The organism is Streptomyces sp. NPDC051738 (assembly GCF_044453205.1).
Lineage (GTDB): Bacteria > Actinomycetota > Actinomycetes > Streptomycetales > Streptomycetaceae > Streptomyces.
This window is the reverse complement of record NZ_JBITCM010000001.1, coordinates 690699-712664: the sequence shown is the minus strand read 5'-3', so window position 1 is coordinate 712664 and position 21966 is coordinate 690699. Positions and strand designations below refer to the sequence as shown.

Annotated in this window: 14 protein-coding genes; 7 read left to right on the top strand and 7 right to left on the bottom strand. The window is 70.1% G+C overall.

All coding sequences use genetic code 11. The features are described from left to right. Positions 1-117 precede the first annotated feature (117 nt). Positions 118-1128, top strand: coding sequence for an MFS transporter (locus ACIA8X_RS03200; protein ID WP_399457682.1), 1011 nt, complete (start codon positions 118-120; stop codon positions 1126-1128). On the opposite strand, the gene ACIA8X_RS03195 is transcribed toward ACIA8X_RS03200, so the two are convergent. The 3 genes from ACIA8X_RS03195 to ACIA8X_RS03185 form a co-directional block, all read right to left on the bottom strand. Beyond that, the gene (locus ACIA8X_RS03195) at positions 1121-2548 is read right to left on the bottom strand and encodes a VCBS repeat-containing protein (RefSeq protein ID WP_399457681.1); all 1428 of its coding nucleotides are present in this window, start codon (positions 2546-2548) and stop codon (positions 1121-1123) included. The two genes, ACIA8X_RS03200 and ACIA8X_RS03195, sit on opposite strands and share 8 nt — an antisense overlap. A gap of 121 nt (positions 2549-2669) precedes the next feature. Continuing rightward, positions 2670-5864, bottom strand: a complete 3195-nt coding sequence (locus ACIA8X_RS03190) for an FG-GAP repeat domain-containing protein (protein WP_399457680.1) — start codon at positions 5862-5864, stop codon at positions 2670-2672. Between the two features lie 68 nt (positions 5865-5932). Then, positions 5933-6577 carry a nucleotidyl transferase AbiEii/AbiGii toxin family protein gene (locus ACIA8X_RS03185; RefSeq protein WP_399457767.1) on the bottom strand — a complete coding sequence of 215 codons (645 nt, stop codon included), beginning with the start codon at positions 6575-6577 and terminating at the stop codon, positions 5933-5935. Between ACIA8X_RS03185 and ACIA8X_RS03180 the strand changes: the two genes are divergently transcribed. Both ACIA8X_RS03180 and ACIA8X_RS03175 read left to right on the top strand, forming a co-directional pair. Next, positions 6542-6739 (top strand): hypothetical protein, encoded by a 198-nt coding sequence (locus tag ACIA8X_RS03180; RefSeq protein WP_399457772.1) that lies wholly within the window; start codon positions 6542-6544, stop codon positions 6737-6739. The two genes, ACIA8X_RS03185 and ACIA8X_RS03180, sit on opposite strands and share 36 nt — an antisense overlap. A gap of 178 nt (positions 6740-6917) precedes the next feature. Next, positions 6918-7133: a hypothetical protein gene (locus ACIA8X_RS03175; protein WP_393454146.1), complete on the top strand. Its 216-nt coding sequence runs from the start codon at positions 6918-6920 to the stop codon at positions 7131-7133. Positions 7134-7209: 76 nt separating this feature from the next. On the opposite strand, the gene ACIA8X_RS03170 is transcribed toward ACIA8X_RS03175, so the two are convergent. Then, entirely contained in the window at positions 7210-7575 is a 366-nt protein-coding gene (locus ACIA8X_RS03170; RefSeq protein WP_093907565.1) for a PH domain-containing protein, read from the bottom strand. Positions 7576-7604: 29 nt separating this feature from the next. Next, a complete protein-coding gene (locus ACIA8X_RS03165) occupies positions 7605-8081 on the bottom strand; it encodes a hypothetical protein (RefSeq protein ID WP_393454149.1) in 477 nt (158 codons plus the stop codon). Between the two features lie 228 nt (positions 8082-8309). On the opposite strand from ACIA8X_RS03165, the gene ACIA8X_RS03160 reads away from it, so the two are divergent. From ACIA8X_RS03160 to ACIA8X_RS03150, 3 genes are all read left to right on the top strand, one after another. Then, positions 8310-8657 carry a DoxX family protein gene (locus tag ACIA8X_RS03160; protein WP_393454152.1) on the top strand — a complete coding sequence of 116 codons (348 nt, stop codon included), beginning with the start codon at positions 8310-8312 and terminating at the stop codon, positions 8655-8657. A 211-nt stretch (positions 8658-8868) separates the two neighbouring features. Beyond that, complete coding sequence (locus ACIA8X_RS03155) at positions 8869-14970, top strand: hypothetical protein (RefSeq protein ID WP_399457679.1); 6102 nt, start codon at positions 8869-8871, stop codon at positions 14968-14970. Further along, positions 14967-15962, top strand: a complete 996-nt coding sequence (locus tag ACIA8X_RS03150) for an NUDIX hydrolase (RefSeq protein WP_399457678.1) — start codon at positions 14967-14969, stop codon at positions 15960-15962. Before ACIA8X_RS03155 ends, ACIA8X_RS03150 begins: the two co-directional genes overlap by 4 nt. A 56-nt stretch (positions 15963-16018) precedes the next feature. On the opposite strand, the gene metG is transcribed toward ACIA8X_RS03150, so the two are convergent. Together metG and ACIA8X_RS03140 are read right to left on the bottom strand one after the other, a co-directional pair. Beyond that, the gene (gene metG / locus ACIA8X_RS03145; RefSeq protein WP_399457677.1) at positions 16019-17734 is read right to left on the bottom strand and encodes a methionine--tRNA ligase; all 1716 of its coding nucleotides are present in this window, start codon (positions 17732-17734) and stop codon (positions 16019-16021) included. A 148-nt stretch (positions 17735-17882) separates the two neighbouring features. Next, complete coding sequence (locus ACIA8X_RS03140) at positions 17883-19598, bottom strand: VWA domain-containing protein (RefSeq protein WP_399457676.1); 1716 nt, start codon at positions 19596-19598, stop codon at positions 17883-17885. 287 nt (positions 19599-19885) lie between these two features. On the opposite strand from ACIA8X_RS03140, the gene ACIA8X_RS03135 reads away from it, so the two are divergent. Beyond that, positions 19886-21964, top strand: coding sequence for a PhoX family protein (locus ACIA8X_RS03135; RefSeq protein WP_399457675.1), 2079 nt, complete (start codon positions 19886-19888; stop codon positions 21962-21964). Positions 21965-21966 lie beyond the last annotated feature (2 nt).

The following is a 21966-nucleotide window of genomic DNA, read 5'->3' as shown; positions in this document are numbered from 1 at the left end:
ATGCGTGTACATCAGATCGGCCCGTTGACCCGGGGGATACTCTGCGCCTTGCTCTTCCTGCTCGGTGTCGCGGAGGCGCCGGCTCTTCCCCGGCGTGCTGCTCTATATCACCCAGGTTTGCCTCGAATATTCGCGCCGGTCGTCCCTGCGGACCTGCGTTTCTGCTGGGGGTCCGGGGGTTATCCCCCGGGAAAGCACAGCACCCAGTGGCTGCCCGACTCCAGCCGGGGCCGGGCGAGCGCGATCTTCCTGGGCGGCTCGGCGACGGCGTACATCGTGACCGGGCCCATCACGGGCGCGCTGCTGGAACTGCACGGGGCGGGCGGCATCGCCGGCTGGCGCTGGATGTTCGCGCTGGAGGGTGCCTTCTCGATCCTGGTCGGATTCATCGCCGGGTTCTTCCTCGTCTCCCGTATCCAGGACGCCCGTTGGCTCACCCAGGAGGAGAAGGACGCGCTCAGCGACGCGGTCGCCCGGGACAAGGAGGCGCGTGACCGGGCTCCCCACGTGTCCCGCTGGAAGCTGATCTTCCACCCCCAGGTCGCCGTGCTCACGGCGGTGTTCTTCGCGATGGCCCTCACCGGGTACGCGATCACCTTCTGGCTGCCGAGCCTGGTCGACGACATCGGCGGACTGTCGCCCTTCCAGGTCGGGCTGCTCACGGCCGTGCCGTGGATCTGCGCGGTGATCGCGATGTACACGATGGCCCACTTCACCGACCGCGCCCCGGACCGCCGCCCGTTCCTGGCGATCGCCCTCGTCCTGTCGGCGGTCGGCACCTTCCTGGCCACCCTCGGCTCGCCCTGGTTCGGCCTCGCCGCGCTCACGCTGGCCGCGGTCGGGGGCAAGTGCGCGGCCACGTTGTTCTGGCCGATGGCCCAGTCCGGGCTCGACCTGAAGATCGCGGCGCCCGGACTCGCCCTGGTCAACTCCATAGGAAACCTGGGCGGTTTCGTCTCGCCCACCCTCTTCGGCTACCTCCAGGACACCACGGGCAGCACGAACGGTGGCCTGTACACCCTCTCCGCGGCCTCGCTCCTGGCGGTGGTCGGCGTCGCCCTCATCCGCCGGACGGGCGTCGGTACGAGGGCGACGGCCGAGGCGGCCGACGTGCAGCCCGTCAAATGACCCAGTGCAGGCCGTTCCCGCCGAGGAGGGTGCCGTTCTGCTGGGTGAGGTTGACGGAGAACGAGCTGAACACGCGGCTGCCCTTGGCGACCGGCCCCGAGACGCCGCCGGGGAACACCCAGACGGCACCGGTGAAGTTGTTCTCACCGGACGCGCCGACGAACAGCTCGGGCCGGCCGTCCCCGTTGACGTCCCCGACGGAGACGGTCGTACCGAAGAAGTCGTCGAGTTCGTTGCCGCCCCCGACTCCCGTCGTGAACTGGTTGAACGCGTACGAGCCCGCGCCGAGCGCCCCCGTCTCGCGGCCCGGGATCACCGCCACCTCGCCGGACCGGTTCTTACCGGCGACACCCTCGTAGGGGGTGCCGACGACGATGTCGGCGAGGCCGTCCCGGTTGAGGTCGGCGACGGCGAGGGAGGCGCCGAAGGCGTCGTACTTCTCGCTGGTGCCGGGGACCGAGGCCGTGTTCTGGGTGATCCGCACGGGCTGCGCGTCGGCCGCGATGCCGGTCGCCGAGCCGTACCAGACCAGGACGCGTCCGCCCAACACGCCGTCGGTGCCCGCAACTTCGGGTTCGTCCGGGTCACCGACCGCGAGATCGGCGTAGCCGTCGCCGTTGATGTCGCCGGTGGCGGAGATGAGGCCGTTGCCGGCCGCCAAGGGGGACGACCCGGTCACGGGCTCGATGTACACCTCACCGCCGGACAGCCCGCTCAAGCGCGACGTGACGACGACCCGGTTCGGCGTGCTGTTCCCGTCGAAGTCGCCGAGCGCGACGGATTCCACCGAGGGGGTGTCCTGGTTGAGCGCGGCCGATCCGAAGGTGCCCTTGCGGCTGAACGGTCCCTGGAAGCGGACCGATCCGTCGTATCCGCCGACCATGACCTGGGTCTTCGCGCCCGCGCCGGTGCTGAGGGCGGCCACGTCCAGGCCGTAGTACGCCGGTGCGTCACTCGGCGTCGGCAGATCCGTCCCGCTCGTCAGACCCCCGCTGCCGCCCCACAGCACCGTCACCGCCCCGGAGTTCGTACCCTTCGCCGTGTCCTCGTACGGCGACGTGACCACCAGGTCGGCGTACCCGTCCCGGTTCAGGTCGGCCGTGGCGGTGGCGGAGCCGAAGCGGTCGTAGGCCTCGGCCGTGCCCGGCACCCCGGAGGTGTTCTGCGTGAGGGTCTTGCGGCCGGTGGCCGACAGTCCTGAGGCCGAGCCGTACAGGACGACGACGGCACCCGCGGCCTCCTTGCCGGACACGTTCGCACCGGGCGCGGGCAGGACGGCGTCGCGGTAACCGTCGCCGTTGAAGTCGCCGGGGACCGCCCCGTGCACGGCGGCCGCCGGAACGGCGGGCACCAGGGTGCCCGCGATCAGACCGACGACGACGCACGCGGACGCGCCCCATCTGCCCGTGTAAGAGCCCATGTGTGTCCCCTCCACCCCAGGCGCACCACCTGTGCGCCGACATCACGCGGGGAAGTGTAAAGGCGCCCGGAGGACTCTTGCCCCCGGGCGCCTCGGATTTCTCAATCCCTCAACTCACTTGCTAGGCAAGGAACTTGTAACCGCTCCATCCGGTCGCGATCTTCACCCGCGAGCCGAACGACCCCTTCCCGTCCCCGCTGTTGCGCCACGCGTTGCCGCTGGTGTCGCGGGAGACGAGGTCCGGCCGGCCGTCGTCGGTGATGTCGCCGATGCCGACGACGGCGTTGTAGTTGCCGCCCCAGTTGCCGAACACCTTCACGCGGGCGGCGAAGGTGCCGTCGCCCTTGCCGTTGTAGCGCCAGAGGGTGTTCGCCGTGTCCTGGGCGAGGAGGTCGGGCCGGCCGTCGCCGGTGATGTCGCCGACGCCGACGATCTTCTTGTAGCCCTTCCAGTTGTCGTAGAGCTTCACGCGGGCGGCGAGCTTGCCGTCGCTGGTGCCCTTGTAGAGGTAGACCGTGCCGGTCGACGACTGTCGGGCGATCAGGTCCGGGCGGCCGTCACCGCTCACGTCGCCGGGCGAGGTGAGCGCGTTGTACTGCGTCCAGCCGCTGGTCGCGAGCGTGGTGTACGACGTCGACGGCTTGACCGCCGCTCCGCAGCCCGGCTTGTACAGGCGCAGGGCGCCGCTGCTGTAGCGGACGAGGACGTCGTTGCAGCGGTCACCGCTCAGGTCGCCGAAGGGGACGGCCGTGACGGTGGTGGGCCAGCCGGTGCCCGTGCTCTTCTCGCCGACCTTGCCCGTGCCGGTGCCCGCGTGGAAGGTGAGGCCGCCGGAGGAGTTGAGGGTGAGCAGGTCGCCGCGGCCGTCCGGGCCGTCGGGGCTGTCGAAGTCGTGGCGTACGGGTGCTCCGCGGGTGGCGAAGACCTCGCCGGTGGTGAGCGTGACGGGGGCGGCGGTACCGAGGCCGGTCGCCTTGAGAGTCCACGTCAACCAGCCGTTGGGGAAGTAACTCCCGCTCGACGTCTTGCCGTTCCAGGTCGCCGACAGCACCGCCGAGGACGCGCCGCCGGTGAGGGTGCGCGTCGCCTTGCCGTTCGCGCCGCTCTGGACCGAGGTGAAGGTCAGCGACCAGGAGGTGACCGGGCGGGATGCCAGCCACTGGCCCTGGAAGGGCGCGTTCGGGTCCACGTAGTACCCGGCCTCCGAGGTGAAGGCCGTCACCGCGGACGGGGTGACGCCGGTGGTGGCGACGTGCGTCTGCTCGTACGCGTCGAACCAGGCGACCAGGCCCGTGTACTCGTCGACCGTCCAGCGGAACCGGCGGTCGACCGCGAGCCCGCTGTCGGGCAGACCGGAGGCGATCACGCGGGAGGTGCCGGTGCCCGCCTCGGTCAGGACCAGCCGGTCCGCGTCGTGGTCGTGGCGGACGGTGAAGCCGTCGCCGAGGAGCACGTCACCGGGGGTGACGGCCACGGACGTACGCGCCTTGGTGTCGTACACACCGGCCGAGCCCGTCCCGCACGCCCAGTACACCCAGCGGCCCGCCGCCTGGAGTTCGCTCGGCACACAGGCGAGGCCGGGGACGGTCACCGTGGCGAGGGTCTTGTCGGTGGTGAGGCTGTACGAGGTGAGCTGGCCGGCCGTGGAGGTGGCGCTCCAGAGGGTGGAGCCGTTCAGGGCGGCGGCGCGCACGGAGCGCTTCAGCTTCTGGCCCTGGCCGAACTCGCCGATGTACTGCATCGGGGCGGAGCCACCGGAGTTGTAGACGGCGTAGTCGTCGGAGACGTCGACGATCGAGCCGCCCTCGGTGTGGAACTCCAGCGGGACGTAGCCGATGTTGACCAGCTTGTCCGCGTTCTCCAGACCGCTGCCGCCCTCGTCGCCGTCGTAGTAGGTGTCGAGGTAGACGTCCCTGGCGTCGGTGCCGTCGAAGTTGCCCCACAGTGCCGAGCAGGTGGCGCCCGGGTACGGGCACTTCGGGCTGATCGAGGAGCTGTCCGTGGCGGCTGACGCGGTGAGCTCGGTGCTGCCGTTGGTGGTGAGCGTGCGCAGCGAGGTCGTGTCGGAGGCGCTGCTCGGGTTGTCCTCCGCGACGCGCAGACTGCCGCGGCTGAGCGCGAGACCGGTCTTGGCGTTCTCGTACGGCGCGACCTTGTACAGCTTCTTCAGCTGCGGGGTGCCGTCGGCGCCCGCGGTGACGCGGTTGATCCACCAGTCGGCCGTCGCGGTGCCGCCCGTGATGAGCGCGCCGCCGTCCGGGGTGGCCACCGGGGTGCCGTACGACCGGCTCAGCAGGGACTTCTTGGCGCCGTCGGCCAGGGATACGGCGGTGACGGCGCCGGGCGCGGTCAGGACGACCCAGTCGCCGACAAGGACCGGGACGGGGGCGCCGACGGTCGTCACCTCGGGCACGACCACCGTCTCCGTGGCGGTGAGGTCGGCGCGCGGCTTGACGTGCAGACCGGCGCCGGTCGTGTACCAGCCGACGCGATCGTCGGTGAGGACCAGTTCCGGCGCGGCGTCCAGCCCGGTGAAGACCGGGGTGAGCTGCCCGGTGGCGAAGTCGAGGTAGCCGACGGTGCGTGTGTCGACGTCGCTGTTCGGGTCGTCGACGGAGTAGGACAGCAGGAAGCCGTTCTCGTCGCCGGTGCGCGAGGCGCTCCCGCCCAAGGAGGCGTCGGCCGGGTAGCCGGACACGACGCGGTCGCGCTGCTCGCCGTCGACGAGGTCGACGAGGTGCAGCCGGTAGCCGGAGAGCTCCTCGCCGTCGACCACGCCGTCGTGCTCGATGGTGACGAGGGTGTCGCCGAACGTGCCCAGGTAGTCGGCCGACTGGCGGAGGTCCACGGTCCCGAGCGCATCGCCGTCCGGGGTCCATAGCGACACCGGGTCGCCGTACGTTCTGTCCGGCAGGGCCACGATGTCGGCGGACTGGCCGTACATGCCCGAGGCGCAGCGCGTCGAGATGTCCCAGCAGGTGGTCGTGGTCGGCTTGTAGACCCCGGACGCGCCCTCGACGGTCACGGTCGTGCCGTCGTCGTAGTCCGTCCAGAGCAGCCCCGCGACGGCGGCCTGCCGGTGCAGGAATCCGGTCTCGCCGGCGGCGAGCAGCCGGTCACTGCGGATGTTCGCGGTACTCGGATCGTCCAGGACGATCTCGGTGGTCCCGGCGGCGGCAGCGGTCGTGGCGGCCTGCGCGGCGCCGCCGTTGCCGTCGGTACCGGAGAACAAGGTGATGGATCCGGCCGCTACGGCGACCGAGAGAGCGGAGACGAGGGCGGCGAACCCACCCCGTCTCGGGGCGTGTCTGCCCACGTGAGTTTTCCTCCCCAACGAGGGCCCCCGCCCTCGCACAAGTGGCCGGATCCTATCTCAAGGCACCGTCACTCGTCCGACGGCGGCTCGAACGCCTGCTCCTCCAGCAGGCGTTCGGCGATGTCGTCGGCCCAGGCGCGGACCCACCGCCGCACCAGCGGGACGGACTCCTCGGCGAGGCCCTGAGCGATGAGCTCCCGGTCGTCCAGCAGCTCGGTCGCCTCCAGCCGGGACTGGAGGTCCGCCGGGTCGAACTGGTCCCAGGCGTGGCGGCGGCCCAGTTCCTCCAGGTCGGGGAAGCTCCAGTGGACCGCGGCGGTGTGGACGTCGATCAGATCGCGGGCGGCGCCCCGGTCGGTGAGGGCGCGGACCTTCGTGCCGATGAGGTCGTCGAGGGAGAGGGCGGGGCCCAGGCCGGTCGTGACCGGCGGGCGCCAGAGGGTCTCCTTGAGGAGGTCGACCGTACGTTCCTCACCGGTGCCGGGGTCCGTGACGAGCAGGCGGGCGGAGAGCGGGTCGGTCTCCAAGGGGCGTACCCGCCAGCCGCGTTCCGTCAGGCCGGACCCGACCACGGCCGCCATCTCGCCCATGGGCTCGGGGCTTTCGGTCGCCACTTCCAACGGCCCCTCCGCAGGCCCCTTTGCCGAGGCCTCTCGTGCTGCCTCCGAGGTCAGGCCATGCGCCCGTACCGCGATGTCGCCTGCCAGAACCAGCGGGTAGGGGGCGCCGACGGTGAGGAGGTCGGGCAGGAGGTCGCGGTGCGGGGGCTGGCGTTGGAGTTGGGGTTGGAGTTGCGGCTGGGGCTGGGGCTGGGGCTGGGGCGGCTGCATGGTGGCCCGATTATCGCGATCGGCACCGGATCGGCGGGCCGCTGACATGCCGCCGCGCAGGTGCTCGCCTCGCCTCGGTGGAGCGGTCAACCCGGTGCCGGGTGGAGGATCGTTGCTTCATCCCCGTGCGGGTGACGGAGGGCGATTTCGCGGGAGGGAAGCCGTAATGATCGCTTTGTCCAACCGGACGATTCCCTTCCTTTCTGACAAGGAGATGGTCGCCATGCGGCGCACCGCCACCGTCCTGCTCGGAACCCTCGCCCTCGCCGGCGCCATGGCCCCGGCCGCCAACGCCATTCCGGACCCGGTCGCGACCATCACGTGTGTCGCGGAGACTCCCGGCGGCGTGACGGAGCTCGTCGACCCGGCCGCCCTGGTGGACCCGGCCGGCCTGGTGGACCCGGCGGGCCTCCCGGGCGTCAGCTGCCTGGCCCCCTGAGCGGGAAGTTCGCTCGTAGAACGACGTGTGCGGCCGCCCTCCCCGACGGGAGAGCGGCCGCACACGTGTGAGCGGGCTACTTCGCCACGAACTGCGTCAGGATCGCCTGCACCTCGTAGATGTCGACACCCTTGGTGAACGTCTTCTGGACCGGCGTCGCCGAACCCGACAGCCAGATCTTCAGCTCGGCGTCCAGGTCGAAGGTGCCGGCGGTCTCCACCGCGAAGTGCGTGATGCTGCGGTAGGGGATGGAGTGGTACTCCACCTTCTTGCCGGTGATGCCCTGCTTGTCGACCAGGATCAGCCGACGGTCCGTGAACAGGATGGTGTCGCGTATCAGCAGGTACGCGGCGTGCACCTGCTCACCGTGGCCCAGCAGACGGGCGTAGTCCTGCTGTGCCTGCCCCTGGTCGATGGTGTGCGCGTTCCCGAACAGTGCCATGAATGAATCCCCCCACGGGTGTTGAACGATCAGGTGTCGTACGTACCGTCCCAGGGTGCCCCGAAACCCAGGAGGTCGGGGTACAGCTCCGCCCACGGCTCGCCCTCGTCCTCACCCGTCAGCAGGCCGAACAGCACGCCGTCCAGGGTGAGTTGGAAGGGACGTATCGCGACGTCCGTGTACGTGCGTCGCGGGAGACTGCGCAGCATCGACGCCAGGTGGGCACGGGCGCGGGCCAGGACGGACTCCGGTCCGTGCGGGGCGCGCTGCTGCTCGGCCCAGGTGCCGGCGCACCAGATCTCCGAGTCGCGGTACTTGCCGTCGGCGTCGAAGGTGTGCAGGACCGAATAGAGGCGTTTGTGGTCCTCCCAGCCGGCATCGAGCTCGAACCCCTTGGGAAAGGCGTACGTGACCGATCCGATGAACTGCCCGTCCGCGTAACGGCCGATCGCCTCGGTACGGCCGTGCGGCTCGTAGGCGATCGGGATGACCTCTGGGACTGCCATGGCGGAAACCTTACGGTCGTCGCGGGGGGCATGGTGGGGGTGGGGTGCGATCTATGCCAAGGGGATGGGCAACATCCGCGTGATGTCCCCAACTTGAGCACCGATCAGCCAAAAGATTCACCGGCGCGGAGCCGTCACACTTCCGCGCCCCCCGGCGTCAGGGAGGCAGTGGACCCGCCGCGCGGCACCGGCCGTGCGGTACCGACCGCAGCTGACCTGGAGTTCCTCATGCAGACCGCCCACGTCGTCGTCACCGCCGTCGCCGCCCTCATGGCCGGTTTCTCCGGCGCCGTCCTGCTCCTGCGCGCCCAGTGGATCGTGCGGGCGCTCACCGACTACGGAGTGCCCCGGTCGTGGTGGACCTGGCTCGGGCTGGCCAAGGCCGCGGGGGCCATCGGTCTGGTCGCCGGGCTGTTCGTGCCGGTGATCGGGGTGCTGGCGGGGGTCGGGCTGGTGCTGTACTTCCTCGGGGCCGCGGTGACCGTGGCGCGGGCCCGGTGGTACGCGCACATTCCGTTCCCGTTGATGTACGCCGCCCCGGTCGCCGGTGCCCTGGCGCTGGCCTACGCGAGCTGACCGGAGCAGGGGGCTCCCCCGCACCGGCGTACGGATCTCGGAGACCGTACAAACTCCCATCGGTGGTTCGATATCGCGGGATACAGGGCACGCTGCTCGTGCTGGTGCTACAACCGATGCGTTGTGCTCCTGCACGAGGACCGAGGGGGGCCGGGTGGACAACGGGGTGCCACTGCGGAACGAGGCTCAAAGAGTCGCCGCTGTAAAAGCATTGGAAGAGTGGCTGCCCAACGCCACGCTGCTGTTCACGGAGACCCCGCAAGGGACGTCCGGAGCCGAACTCGTCGGAGTCGACGTCAGTGGTGACACCGGCGAGTTCGTGGCCGGCGGCTACATCCTGCGGGTCGGGCCGCCCGACGACCGGCTGACGCAGCGCAACGAACTCGCCGCCAGTGACCTGCTGCGCGGCGCCGACCGCGAGTTCGCCGCCGAGCACATTCCCCGGCTGCTGCGCGTCTACCCGACAGGTGAGGGCAAGGACCGCCTGGTCGTCACCCTGCACCAGCTCGCCGGGGACAGTCTGAGCCGCTACGTGGCGTCCCGGACCCGGTCGGCGGGGTTACGCACGTCGGCGCGCAGGGTGGCCAAGGGCGTCCTCACCGCCTGGTCCGATCCCGCCGACATGCGGCTCATGACCCCGTACGACCTGCTGACCGAGCTCGTGGGCGAGGACCGGGCGGCGCAGTGCCTTCAGGCCGCCCGGCACTTCTTCGGCGACAGCGTCTACAACGACGAGTGCGGCTACCCCGTCCCGGATCCCCGTGAGATCGTCGGCCCCGACCGGGGCGGTGCCGTGCCGGTGATGTGGGGCCGCTGCCACGGGGACCTGCACAACAGGAACCTGCTGGTGCCGCGCAACGAACTGGCCGACACCGACACCGCCTACTGGATCGTCGACACGGACCGCGCGCACGAGGGAGCCGCCGGATTCGACCTCGCGTACCTGGAGGTCGCCGTCCTGGTGAACCTCATGCCCGACATCCGTCTCTCGGACCTCCACCGCTGCCTGACCCGCGTCGAGGACGTGGTCGTCCGGTCGGCGCCGGACGGGTGCGACTGGCTGATGGGGTTCCTGCGGGAGTCCCGCGAGGGGATCCAGGAATGGATCGCCGAGCAGCCCGGCCGGGCGGACCAGCTCGCCTGCCAGTTCATGCTCGTCCGCATGATCGCCGGCCTGCTGTGGGCGCGGCGCTTTCCCGCCGGCAGCCACTCGGCGAAGATCTGCCTCGTCTACGCCGGCTGGTATGCCAAGAACTACCGGGAGGCCACCGCCACGGTCGGCGATCTCCTGCCCCGGGCCGAGACGCACGCGCAGGACGAGGAGCGGGGGCGCGCGGAGGCGGAGGCCGCGCTGTGGGAGTCGGTGTGGGACTCGGTCTGCGGCTTCTCGGCGGGCGCAGCCCACTATGTCCTGATCGCCGAACGCATGCCGGACGCTGCCTCAGTGGCCGCGCTGGGCCGCATCCCCTGGTCGCTGATCGTGGACCTGGACCCCCGCTCCGACCACGACGGGCTCTACCACCGGGCCGGCCCGGTGCTGGAAGCCCAGCGTGCCGTCCACCTCTTCACCCGCGACCCACTGCCGACCGACTACAGCCGCGGCACCGCCTGGATGCTCGCCGTCGGCTCGGTGCGGCTCAAGGAGCCCCCGGACGACCTGCGCATCTGGGGCTACAAACGGCTGGGCGGTGTACGGCAACTGGTGTCCGCCTTCCTCCAGGCCGTGGGAGACACCACCGTTCGCGTGATCGTGCTCGAAGGCGACGGACAAGGCGGCTACGGGACCGAGCGTGACCGCCTGCTGCGCGTCATCGACGCCGTGGACGAGGCGCTCCAGGGCCGCGGGGACTTCCTGCACGTGGGGCCGTCGGCGCCGTCCGTCGGCGCCGAACTCAACACGGTGCCCCTGCCGCTGCCCGCGCTGCTGGACCGACTCGCCGAGGAGGTCGGCACCACCCCGGACGAGGTCGACTACACCGTGCCGGCCGCTGTCCGGGGCACGGCGGCACTGTCGCCCGAGACCATGCAGAAGCTGAGGGAGCACATGGTCGTCCTGCACGACGGGATCGAGCTCACGATCCAGCGCGCGGACGGCCGGCACAACGACGAGTTCTGGCGCGGTGGACTGATCAGCTGGGCCGATCTGGATCAGGGCCGGGACCTGCCGCGCACCATCACGCCGAGCCTGGTGACGACGTTGCGCGACAGTCTGGAGGAGCACCGCACCCGCACCGTGCTCCTCCAGCACAAGCCCGGCACCGGCGGCACGACGGTGGCGTTACGTGCCGCGTGGGACCTGCACCACGAGTACCCGGTGGCGGTCCTGCCGCACGGCGTCGTCGTCGACCGCGCCCGCGTGCCCCTCATCGCCGACCGTCTCAACCTGCTGCACAACACCACGCAGAAGCCGGTGCTGCTGGTCGCGGAATCCGGTGACCTCAGCGAGTCCGACCGCGAGGCGCTCTATCAGGAACTCGGCAAGCGCGGCACCCACACCACCCTTCTCTACGTACGGCGCGGAGTCAGCGGGTCGAAGAGCGGCAGCCTGGTGGTGGAGGAGTTCCTGAACCCGAAGGAGACCGCCGACTTCGAGTGGCGCTACAGCGCGCTCGTCGACGAAGGGGCCCGCAAGAGCGAGCTGCGACAGCTCTCCCGCCAGGCCAACGAGCAGTACCGGACCCCCTTCTTCTACGGCCTGATCACCTTCGAGCGGAAGTTCACCAAGCTCTCGGACTACGTCAGCAGCCACCTGGAGCAGGTCAAGGGCCGGGCGGCCGAGGTGATGAAGTACCTGGCCCTGGTGACCATCTTCTCCAACACGGGGCTGCAGTCCGAGCAGGTCCACAAGCTGATGCGGCACACCCCGTCCGCGGCCGGCCTCGAACTCGCCGATGTGCTGGGGCCCGGCGCGGCCCGGTTGGTCGTGGTGCGCGCCGGCCGGGTCAGGCTCCAGCACCAGCTGATCGCCGAGCAGGTCCTCACCTGCCTGTTCGACGAGGAGCAGTGGAGATACCACCTGAAGGACCTCGCGATCGACTTCATCGAGGCCCTCACCCACACCACCGACGTCTCCTCCGACCCGGTCCGGGCCCTGCTCCAGCAGATGTTCGTCATACGGCAGGGCGGCACCGTGGACGAGGCGGGCGATGAGGAGCGCGAGGACTTCGCCCCGCTCATCGAGGCCCTCTACGTGGATCCGGCCCACGAGGTGCTGAGCGCCCTGACCCGGTACGTACCGAAGGAAGCGCACTTCTGGAACCACCTCGGGCGGCACCAGATGTACCGGCTCGGCCGGGAGCTGGAGAAGGCGGAGGAGTACGTCGCCCACGCCGTCTCCCTGGCCGAGGACAGCTTCATCCACCATCACACCCTCGGGCTCACCCGGCGGGCGATCCTCAAGCAGGAGCTGGCGCGCAAGAAGCGCCGTGGCACCGAGGCGGTCATGAGGGTGATCGAGGATCACTTCGAGTGGACCGTCGACTGCTTCCAGACGTCCAGACGGCTCAACCCGGAGAACCTGCACGCCTACATCACGCACGTGCAGACCATCATCCTCGCGGCCAAGACGTTGAAGGTCGCCGCCGACGTGAAGTCGGTCGCGGAGCTGGACCCCGCTGCCGACGACTGGGTGACCGACCAGATCGGCCAGGCCAACGCCCTCCTGCACGAGGCGACCCGGGTCCGCGGCACCCTCGACGACCAGGACAGGTTCGTCGTGGGCTGCCGTACCGGCATCGACGAGTTGTACGCCGACCTGGACGCCGTGATCGAGAAATGGGAGGTCGCCGCCACCGGGGGCCGGAGCAACCCGATGGTGCAGCGGGCCCTCGCGCAGGCCTACTACATCCGTGCGGGCCGCCGCTGGTGCGATCTCGAACCGCCCGAACTGCGCCGCATCGTCGAACTCGCCCGACGCAATCTCTCCCCCGGCGACGGCCGGGTGGAGGACTACCGCCTGTGGTTCGAGGCATACAAGGAACTGCCGGAGTTCGACGCCGACGAAGCGGTGGCCCTGCTCGAAGGATGGCTGGACCGCCGGCCCATCTGGCGTGGCCACTACTACCGCTACTGCCTGCAATTCCATCTGTGGTTCATGGGTCTCAACGACGGCAGCGCCGACTTCCGGGAGGCTCAGCGGATCAGCCGGGAGCTGGTGTCCGTCCGGCCGAAGCAGTCCTATCTGTGGTTCGCCAGGAAACCCGGCGGATACAAGTTGATCGCGGACAGCGACCTCGGCGAATGGGACCGGAAGAAGAACTTCTGGAAGAACCCCGAGCCGCTGCGCCGCGTCAACGGCCGGATCGAGTTGATGCACAACCTCTGGTCGGGCCTCATCCAGCTCGACGGCTCGGTCACGGCGTTCTTCGTGCCGAAGCAGGGGGACTTCCTGCCGGGCAGCGATGAGGGAAAGCCGGTCAGTTTCTTCCTCGGGATGAGCCCGGACGGCTTGCAGGCCTGGGAGGTCAAGCGCGGGCACCGGTCCGACGCCGTCACTGCGCGCAGTGCGGTGGTGACGGAGCTGCCGGCCACCGTGCCGGCGGAGCCCGGCCGTGAGGCGGCCGTGGTGCCGACGGCGGCGCTGGCCGCGCGGGCGACCGAGATCCGGGACGAACAGCGGCTCGCGTTCCTGCTGTCCCTGCTGCAGGCCTGGAAGGAGGTCGGGCAGACGCCCCGGCTGTCCGCACTCACCGAGCGACTGGGCGCCCGCTACCGCCAGGACGTCGACGCCGAGGCGGTCGAGGTCCTGCTCGACCGGTCCGGCCGCGTGAGCTACTCGGGCGGCGACGACCCGCAGGTCCGCCTGGACGATGCCGCTCCCCGTAGGCCGGTGGCGCGGCAGAGCACGGGCATGGCAGCGCCGGGCTCGTCCCTCCGCGCCGGGCGCCGGGTGCTGGGCCGGGTCATCCAGGTGCAGCAGGACACCCGCAGCGGGATGGTCGTACAGCCCGGCGGACTGCTGGCGAAGCTTCATCTGGAGGACGTCCAGGGGGCCGATGAGCTGCCCCAGCACGGTCAACTGGTGTGGATGGAGGTCGAGTTGGACCGGCGCAACCAGAGCGTTGCGCGGTCCGTGCAGCTGCTTCCACTGGACTCCACCGTGGTCGACGACGAACTCGTGCTCGCCGACCGGCTGCGGGAACGGCTGGAGTGCGACCTGCGCGACCAGATGGACGCCTGGGCGAACCAGGGCCGGCAGAGCGTGCCCGAGGACGAGGTGATCGACTGGCTGGAGGAGCGGTTCGAGGGAGCGGTCTCCCTTGCGGACCGACTCGGGGTCGGCCGGATGTCCGCCCTGTGGGGCGATCTGGACTGGCTGCGCTGCCGGACGGCGGAAGGCGACCATTTCCTGTCCTTGGAGTCACAGGCCGTCTTCGGCCGACTGGAGTCCCGGGGCAGGCCCGGCTCGTCCGCCGGAGCCCTGCCGGCCTCGTTCGGTGAGGCTCTGGCCGACGTGGTCGACGCACTGCGTGAGGAGGACGGCACGGACCCGACGTTCAATATGGTCAACAAACGGCTGCGGGCCACGCTCGGCGGGAGATACCGCAAGATCGTCGGCCCGAACGGCGGCAGCTCCCTGAACCGCCGCATCCGCTCCGAGCCCGGCTGGGAGGTGTTCAACGAGCCGGGTCAGCCGGGCTTTGTCCGCAGGACGCCCGAGGCGCTGGACCGCGCGCCGGGGACGGGTGTGCCACCACAGCGTTCTCAGGGCCAGGCCTCCCCACCACGCGATGGCGACGGCGCGGTCGCCCCGTCGCATCAAAGACCCGAGTCCCCCGGGGACGCCGTCCTCGAAGAGGCCGTGCGAGCGTTGCGGAACCAGGGCAGACAGCCCAGCCTCGCCCTGCTCGCCAAGGAGCTGCACGAGCGGCTCGGCGACGCGTACAGGTCCGTCGTGGTCGGCTCGCTCACGTCCTGGGTGCAGAGTTTTCCGGGCTGGGAGGTTCAGGAGAGCGGACCGGGGCATCGGGTGGTGCGGCGTCTGGACGACACGCCCGACGAGCCGGACCGGGCCCGGCACGCGACCGCGCCGGCGGCGTCCGGTGACGAGTCCCCGGATGTCGCCCTGGACCTCGCGGCGGTGCTGGCCGCTCTGGCCGTCGAGGGCAGGGAGGCCGTCCCTCCCATCGTCGGGGACCGGCTCGTCGAACGGTGGGGGCTGGAGACCTACCGCAGTGTCGTCGGAGCACGGGGCCTGCGCCGGCTGGCCGAGCAGCACGGCTTCGAGACGTACGAGCTCAGGCCGGGCGCGTGGTGTCTGCGCCGCCCCGATGCGGGCGGGGACAACGGCGACGGGTCCGGGGGCGGGTCATGACCGCGGCGTCGAGGATGATCACCGCGGTGCTGCTGGAACTGCTGGCGGACCGGCACGGAGCGGGCCCGGTCACGACGGCGGAACTCGCCCGCTCGTCAGGGCTTGCCCCGGCCGAGGCGGAGGCCACCGTGGTCGGCGTTCTCGCCATCGCGGGCGCCTTCGGCACACTGCGCGAGGAGAGCACCTCGGACGGCGCCCCGGCCACCTCGGTGATCAGTCCGCAGGCGGCCTACTTCCTGCGTTGTCTGGCCGCCTACATACGCTCCGGCCAGGCGATCCTCGAGAACTGGGAACGGGCCGGGGCCGAGAGCGGGCCGTTCACGGCCGGACAGGTGCTGGCCGGTCCGCAGTTCCTGTATCTGGCGGAGACGCACCGGCTGGCGCTGGACCCGTCCGCACCGCCCCTGCGCGCGGTCGACATCGTCCAAGTCGTGATCAAGGACCGGCTGCGCAGCCGTGGGGACCGGGCCAGGTATCTCCTGCAGTACGACGAGAGGGCCCGGCAGTACCAGTTGCCGGGAGGCCATGTCCGCACCTCCGACGTGGACTCGCGGGCGGCCGCCGTCCGGGAGCTGGAAGAGGAACTGGACGGTTACGAGCACCGGCCCGACCGGGACGTCCTCACCGAACTCGGCGTCGTGGACGTCGTCCAGCCGTCACGTACCCACGGTGCCCTCACCGAGTACCGGATGACTTTCTTCCTGCTGAACACCGACACCGATCAACTGCGGCCGGGGCCGGGCGCCCGCTGGGTCGACGAGCGGGACCTCTTCGACCCCGACTTCCGCATCGGCCGGGCCTCGCTGAACGTGGCAGCCCTGCGGAGACTGGAGGGCACGCTCCCCGGCGGCCTGCGTGGTCTGCCGTGGAGCCTTCCCGTATCACCGCGCCGAGGGCTCGGCGCGGTGATCAGAGATCGTCCCTGGGAGATGGCGGGCCTGGTGATCGGGGTGATCGGCCTGGTCGTGTCACTGATACCGCTCCTGGTCTGACACGACCAGGCATGAGGGGCATGAGGGGGATGAGGGGACTGGAGGACGAGGGGTGACTAGGCCCCGGTGCCGCCGAAGCGCTCCTTGTACGTCTCCAGGTCCTCGTCCGTGAGCTTGGCGAAGAGGACCGGCGGGACGGTGAAGGGGGTGCCGGCGGGGACGGTGGTGAGGGACTTGGCCTCGGCCGGGCTCACCCAGGTCGCGGTGTCGTTGCTCAGGGCGAAGGCCTCGCGCATCGTCTTCGCCGTCGCCGGGATGAACGGTTCCGAGACCACCGCGTAGAGGTGGATCAGGTTCATCGCGGTACGCAGGGTGAGGGCGGCGCCGTCCTTGTCGGTCTTGATCTCCAGCCAGGGGGCCTTCTCCTCCAGGTAGGAGTTGCCCGCGGACCACAGGGCACGCAGGGCCGCGGCCGCCTTGCGGAACTGGAGGGCCTCCATCTGCTCCTCGTACTCGGCGAGGAGACGGGCGATCTCCTCGCCCAGCTTCGCCTCCGCCTCGCCGGCCTCGCCGCCCGCGGGGACGTCGTCGCCGAAGCGCTTCCTGGAGAAGGACAGGACGCGGTTGACGAAGTTGCCGAGGGTGTCGGCGAGGTCCTTGTTCACCGTGGCCGTGAAGTGCTCCCAGGTGAACGACGAGTCGTCCGACTCCGGGGCGTTGGCGATCAGGAAGTAGCGCCAGTAGTCGGCGGGGAGGATCTCCAGGGCCTGGTCGGTGAAGACGCCGCGCTTCTGGGAGGTGGAGAACTTTCCGCCGTAGTACGTCAGCCAGTTGAAGGCCTTGACGAAGTCGACCTTCTTCCAGGGCTCGCGGATGCCGAGCTCGGTGGCCGGGAACATGACCGTGTGGAACGGGACGTTGTCCTTCGCCATGAACTCCGTGTAGCGGACGTCGGTGTCGACGTCGTACCACCACGACTTCCAGTCACGCGTCGACGGGTCGAGGTCCGACCACTCCTTCGTCGCGCCGATGTACTCGATCGGGGCGTCGAACCAGACGTAGAAGACCTTGCCCTCCGCCGCCAGCTCCGGCCACGTGTCCGCCGGGACCGGGACGCCCCAGTCCAGGTCACGGGTGATCGCGCGGTCGTGCAGGCCCTCGGTCAGCCACTTGTGGGCGATCGAGGAGGCCAGGTGCGGCCAGACGCCGTCGTGGCGGGCGACCCACTCCATGACCTCGCTCTGCAGCTTGGACTGGAGGAGGAAGAGGTGCTTGGTCTCGCGGACCTCCAGGTCCGTGGAGCCGGAGATCGCGGAGCGGGGGTCGATCAGGTCGGTGGGGTCCAGTACGCGGGTGCAATTCTCGCACTGGTCGCCGCGGGCCTTGTCGTAGCCGCAGTGGGGGCAGGTGCCCTCGACGTAGCGGTCCGGGAGGAAGCGGCCGTCGGTGGGGCTGTACACCTGGCGGATCGCCCGCTCCTCGATGAAGCCGTTCTCCTTCAGCTTGCGGGCGAAGTGCTGGGTGATCTCGACGTTCTGCGGGGAGGAACTCCGGCCGAAGTAGTCGAAGGCCAGCGCGAAGCCGTCGTAGACCGCCTTCTGCGCGTCGTGCGCCTGGGCGCAGAAGTCCGCCACCGGCAGGCCCTGCTCCTTCGCCGCCAGCTCGGCCGGGGTGCCGTGCTCGTCCGTGGCGCAGATGTAGAGGACGTCGTGGCCGCGCTGGCGGAGGTACCGGGAGTACACGTCCGCCGGGAGCATGGACCCCACCATGTTGCCCAGGTGCTTGATTCCGTTGATGTACGGAAGGGCGCTGGTGATGAGGTGTCGAGCCATCGCGGGGTTGCTCCCAGGTCGGGTCGGTCCGGTTGGATTTCTTGGTGCTTTGCGAACCTTGAAATCGTAGCCGACATGGGTGGGCCGCCCGCTTCCCGTTTTGAGGGGTGGGAAGGGGCGGCCCGGGCGCTGGGGTGATCTTCGCCGGCTACGGGCGCCAGGTCGCCAGGATGCCCTCGTAGATCTCCGCGTCCGTGAGCTCCTTCGGGGACTCGCCGGCCAGGAAGTGGGACGTGTTGGCCAGCTTCAGCTTGCGGAGGTAGTCGAAGGCCTTGTTCTCCGGGTCACCGAAGGCGACGAAGGAGAAGAAGACGGTGGGGTGGTTCTTGGCGGCGTCCGTCAGGGCCTGGGTGGCCGGGGTCTTCGCGTCGGGGGCGCCGTCGGTCTGGAAGACGACCAGGGCGGGGGTGCCGGGGGCTTCCTTGGCGTGGTGTGCGAGGACGTCCTCGACGGCGGCGTGGTAGCTGGTACGGCCCATGCGGCCGAGCCCTGCGTGCAGGTCGTCGATCTTGTTCTCGTGGTCGGGGAGGGTGAGCTCGCCGGTGCCGTCCACCTCTGTGGAGAAGAAGGTGACGTGGACCTTGGTGTTCTCGGGGTCCAGGTGGGCGGCGAGGGCGAGGGTCTGCTCGGCGAGGGCCTGGGCGGAGCCGTCCTTGTAGTACGGGCGCATGCTCGCGGAGCGGTCGAGGACGAGGTAGATCTTGGCTCGGGTGGTGGTGAGGTTGTGCTGGTGGAGGACGGTTCGGGCGGCCTTGTAGGCGGTGAGGAGGCCCGCGGGGAGGTTGGGGGTGGGTGTGTCCTCGGCTTCGCCTTCGGACTTCGTGTTCCCACCCGCACCACCCGTGCTGGTTTCGTCGTCGACGGCGAGTGGCCCCTGAGGGGCTTCCTCGCCGTCGGCGGCTGCGGGCTCGTCGTGCTGCTCGGGGGCGGGGGTGACCTCGTCGACCGGCTCCGGCTCGGGCGCCGCTTCCTCGGCAGCGGCGACCGGGGTGGGCTCCTCGACGACAGGCTCCGGCTCCGGCTCGGTGGCGACCGGCGTCTCCGCAGCCGGCTCTTCTACGACCGGCTCTTCTACGACGGGCTCGTCGACGACGGGCTCCTCGACGACGGGCTCCTCGACGACCGGCGTCTCCGCGAAGGGCTCGTCAGTAGTCGGCTCCTCGACGACCGGCGTCTCCGCGAAGGGCTCGTCAGTAGTCGGCTCCTCGACGACCGGCGTCTCCGCGACGGGCTCGTCAGCAGTCGGCTCCTCGGCAACGGGCGTCTCCGCCACGACCTCCTCGGCGGCCGGCTCCTCGACAGCAGCCGTCTCCGCGACCGGCTCCTCGGCAACCGGGGTCTCCGCAACCGACTCCTCAGCAACCGGCTCCTCGACAGCCGGCGTCTCCGCCACAGGCTCCTCGGTAACCGGCGTCTCGGCGACCGGTTCCTCAGCCGCCGGCGCCTCCACCACAGGCTCCTCGGCAACCGGCTCCTCAGTAACCGCCGTCTCCGCAACCGGCGCCTCTGCCTCCGCCCCCTCCAACGCCCCCGTCTCCACCGAGTCAGCCGGCTTCGGCACCGTGACGTTGTTGAAGGCGGCCGAGACCAGCTCGTGTTCGTTCTTGTCGGACTCGTCCGACGCAACCGCACCGGCCGACTTGTCCGCCTTCTCCGCCTTCTCCGCGCTCTCCACCCGCTCCGGCGCGCTCGGTTCCGAGACGCGTGGTTCCGGGACCTGGGCGGTTGCCGTCGGCTGGGGTTCGGGGGACGGGGAGGGGACCGTCGGCTGCGGTTCCGGCGAAGGAGTCGCACCCTCTGCATCGGCGGTCCGCGTCTTGCGTGACCGGCCGAATGCGTTCCGCAGGAGAGTGAGAATGCCCATGTGCGCAACCCTTCGCGTGAGTTGATGCCCGTAGATCCCTGGCCAGGACGGACACGTAAGGTTAGCGGCCCCAGATGGCGATCTTGGGGAGGGGCGGACACAAGGGGTCCCCGTACGTCAAGGGCTGCATCGAGTCGCGTCCGGGCGCAGCCCCCGCGCGCAGTCAACTGCCGTACATCTACCTCTGGTTCACCTTCCGTTCATTCGATCGCCCCACTCCCGCACAAACGTGCCCCTACCGTCCCCCACGCTGCACTAAAGGGGAAGCAAGGGGAGAACAAAACACCATGCGCATTCCGTTGCCGATCGTCCGCACAAACAGTGATTCGCACTCTGGTGGGCGATCCGCCCTGACCTGCCGGTTCCGGTGTGGTGACGCCTGTTTCCACGAGGTGCCCAACACCACCACGAACCCGTACGTCGGTGACGTCATCGCCGACGCCATCAGCCGCCGTACGACGCTGCGCGCCGCCGCCGTCGTCAGCGCGGCCGCCGCCGTGGGCGCCACCGCCACCGTCGCCGCGCCGCAGGCCGACGCCGCCGAGGCCGCCGCCGTGAGTGAGAAGACCGGTGGCACGTTCTCGCGCGGTGCGCGTGGTCTGCGCTTCAGCCCTGTCGCGCCGAACACCGCCGACACCGTGACCATCCCGAACGGCTACGCGCAGAACATCGTCATCCGCTGGGGCGAGCCCATCCTGCGCGGTGCGCCCGCCTTCGACCCGGAGAACCAGACCGGAGCGTCGCAGTCCCAGCAGTTCGGGTACAACAACGACTTCCTTGCTCTCCTTCCGCTGCCGGGGGAGCGGGGGCGGCAGATCCTCGTCGCGAATCACGAGTACACCGATGAGGTGCTCATGTTCCGTGGCTACGATGCCGCCAATCCCACCAAGCAGCAGGTCGAGGTTGCCTGGGCCGCGCATGGGCTTTCCGCCGTAGTCGTGGAAGGGGATCGGCGTAGCGGGAAGCTCACCGCCGTGCCTCGGCATCCGCTCAACCGGCGCGTCACCGCCACCACCGAGTTCAAGGTCACCGGGCCCGCCGCCGGCTCCGACCTGCTGAAGACCTCCGCCGACCCGACCGGCACCAAGGTCCTGGGGACGCTCAACAACTGCTCCGGTGGCGTCACGCCCTGGGGCACCACGCTGCACGGCGAGGAGAACTTCAACCAGTACTTCGCCAATGCCACCCGGGCGACGGACAAGCGGTACGGGCTCGGGACCGGGGCGAGTGAGCGTAAGTGGGAGCGGTTCGACAAGCGCTTCGACGTCGCCCAGGAGCCGAACGAGCCGCACCGGTTCGGGTACGTCGTCGAGCTCGACCCGTACGACCCCACCTCCAAGCCGCGCAAGCACACCGCGGTCGGCCGCTTCAAGCACGAGGGCGCGACCGTGCGGCTGACCGAGGACGGGCGGCCCGTCGTCTACTCCGGTGACGACGAGCGCTTCGACTACTTCTACAAGTTCGTCAGCAGCAAGCGGATGAAGAAGGGCACGAGCCGGGCTGTGCGGGAGCACAATCTCTCGCTGCTTGACGAGGGGACGCTCTACGTCGCCAAGCTCACCGGTGACTCCCCCGCCATCGAGATCGACGGCACGGGCAAGCTTCCCGGCGACGGTGAGTTCGACGGCAGCGGTGAGTGGATTCCGCTGGCCACCGCCACCGACGACGGTGCCGTCTCGCACGTCGAGGGGATGACCGCGGACGAGGTGTTCGTGTTCACGCGTCTCGCCGGGGACAAGGTGGGCGCGACGAAGATGGACCGGCCCGAGGACATCGAGCCGAACCCGCACACCGGCAAGGTGTACGTCGCCCTCACCAACAACTCCAACCGCGGTGTCGGTACGAACGCCAAGGCCGACGAGGCCAACCCGCGCAACGCCAACAAGCACGGCCAGATCCTGGAGCTGACCGAGCGCTGGAACCGCGCCGACAGCAAGAAGTTCGCCTGGTCGCTGTTCCTGGTGGCCGGTGACCCGGACGACCCGGCCACCTACTTCGCCGGGTTCCCGAAGGACGACGTCTCCCCGATCTCCTGCCCGGACAACGTCGCCTTCGACTCGTACGGCAACCTGTGGATCTCCACCGACGGCGCCCAGCTCGGCTCGCACGACGGTCTCTTCGGCGTCGCCACGCGCGGTGACCGGCGCGGTGAGCTGAAGCAGTTCCTCACGGTGCCCAAGGGCGCGGAGACCTGCGGCCCGGTCATCCAGGACCGCCGGGTGCTCGTCGCCGTGCAGCACCCGGGCGAGATCGACGGCGCGACCGCCGAGAAGCCGCTCAGCGACTGGCCCGAGGGTCCCGGCAAGATCAACCGGCCGGCCGTCGTGGCGGTCTGGCGCAAGGACGGGTGCGACATCGGCGTCTGATC

Coding starts and splice junctions, on each gene's coding strand:
- ACIA8X_RS03150 (WP_399457678.1), top strand. CDS start 14,967: ATGACCGCGGCGTCGAGGATGATCACCGCGGTGCTGCTGGAACTGCTG.
- ACIA8X_RS03175 (WP_393454146.1), top strand. CDS start 6,918: ATGCGGCGCACCGCCACCGTCCTGCTCGGAACCCTCGCCCTCGCCGGC.
- ACIA8X_RS03195 (WP_399457681.1), bottom strand. CDS start 2,548: ATGGGCTCTTACACGGGCAGATGGGGCGCGTCCGCGTGCGTCGTCGTC.
- ACIA8X_RS03135 (WP_399457675.1), top strand. CDS start 19,886: ATGCGCATTCCGTTGCCGATCGTCCGCACAAACAGTGATTCGCACTCT.
- ACIA8X_RS03160 (WP_393454152.1), top strand. CDS start 8,310: ATGCAGACCGCCCACGTCGTCGTCACCGCCGTCGCCGCCCTCATGGCC.
- ACIA8X_RS03170 (WP_093907565.1), bottom strand. CDS start 7,575: ATGGCACTGTTCGGGAACGCGCACACCATCGACCAGGGGCAGGCACAG.
- ACIA8X_RS03140 (WP_399457676.1), bottom strand. CDS start 19,598: ATGGGCATTCTCACTCTCCTGCGGAACGCATTCGGCCGGTCACGCAAG.
- metG (WP_399457677.1), bottom strand. CDS start 17,734: ATGGCTCGACACCTCATCACCAGCGCCCTTCCGTACATCAACGGAATC.
- ACIA8X_RS03165 (WP_393454149.1), bottom strand. CDS start 8,081: ATGGCAGTCCCAGAGGTCATCCCGATCGCCTACGAGCCGCACGGCCGT.
- ACIA8X_RS03180 (WP_399457772.1), top strand. CDS start 6,542: ATGCGCCCGTACCGCGATGTCGCCTGCCAGAACCAGCGGGTAGGGGGC.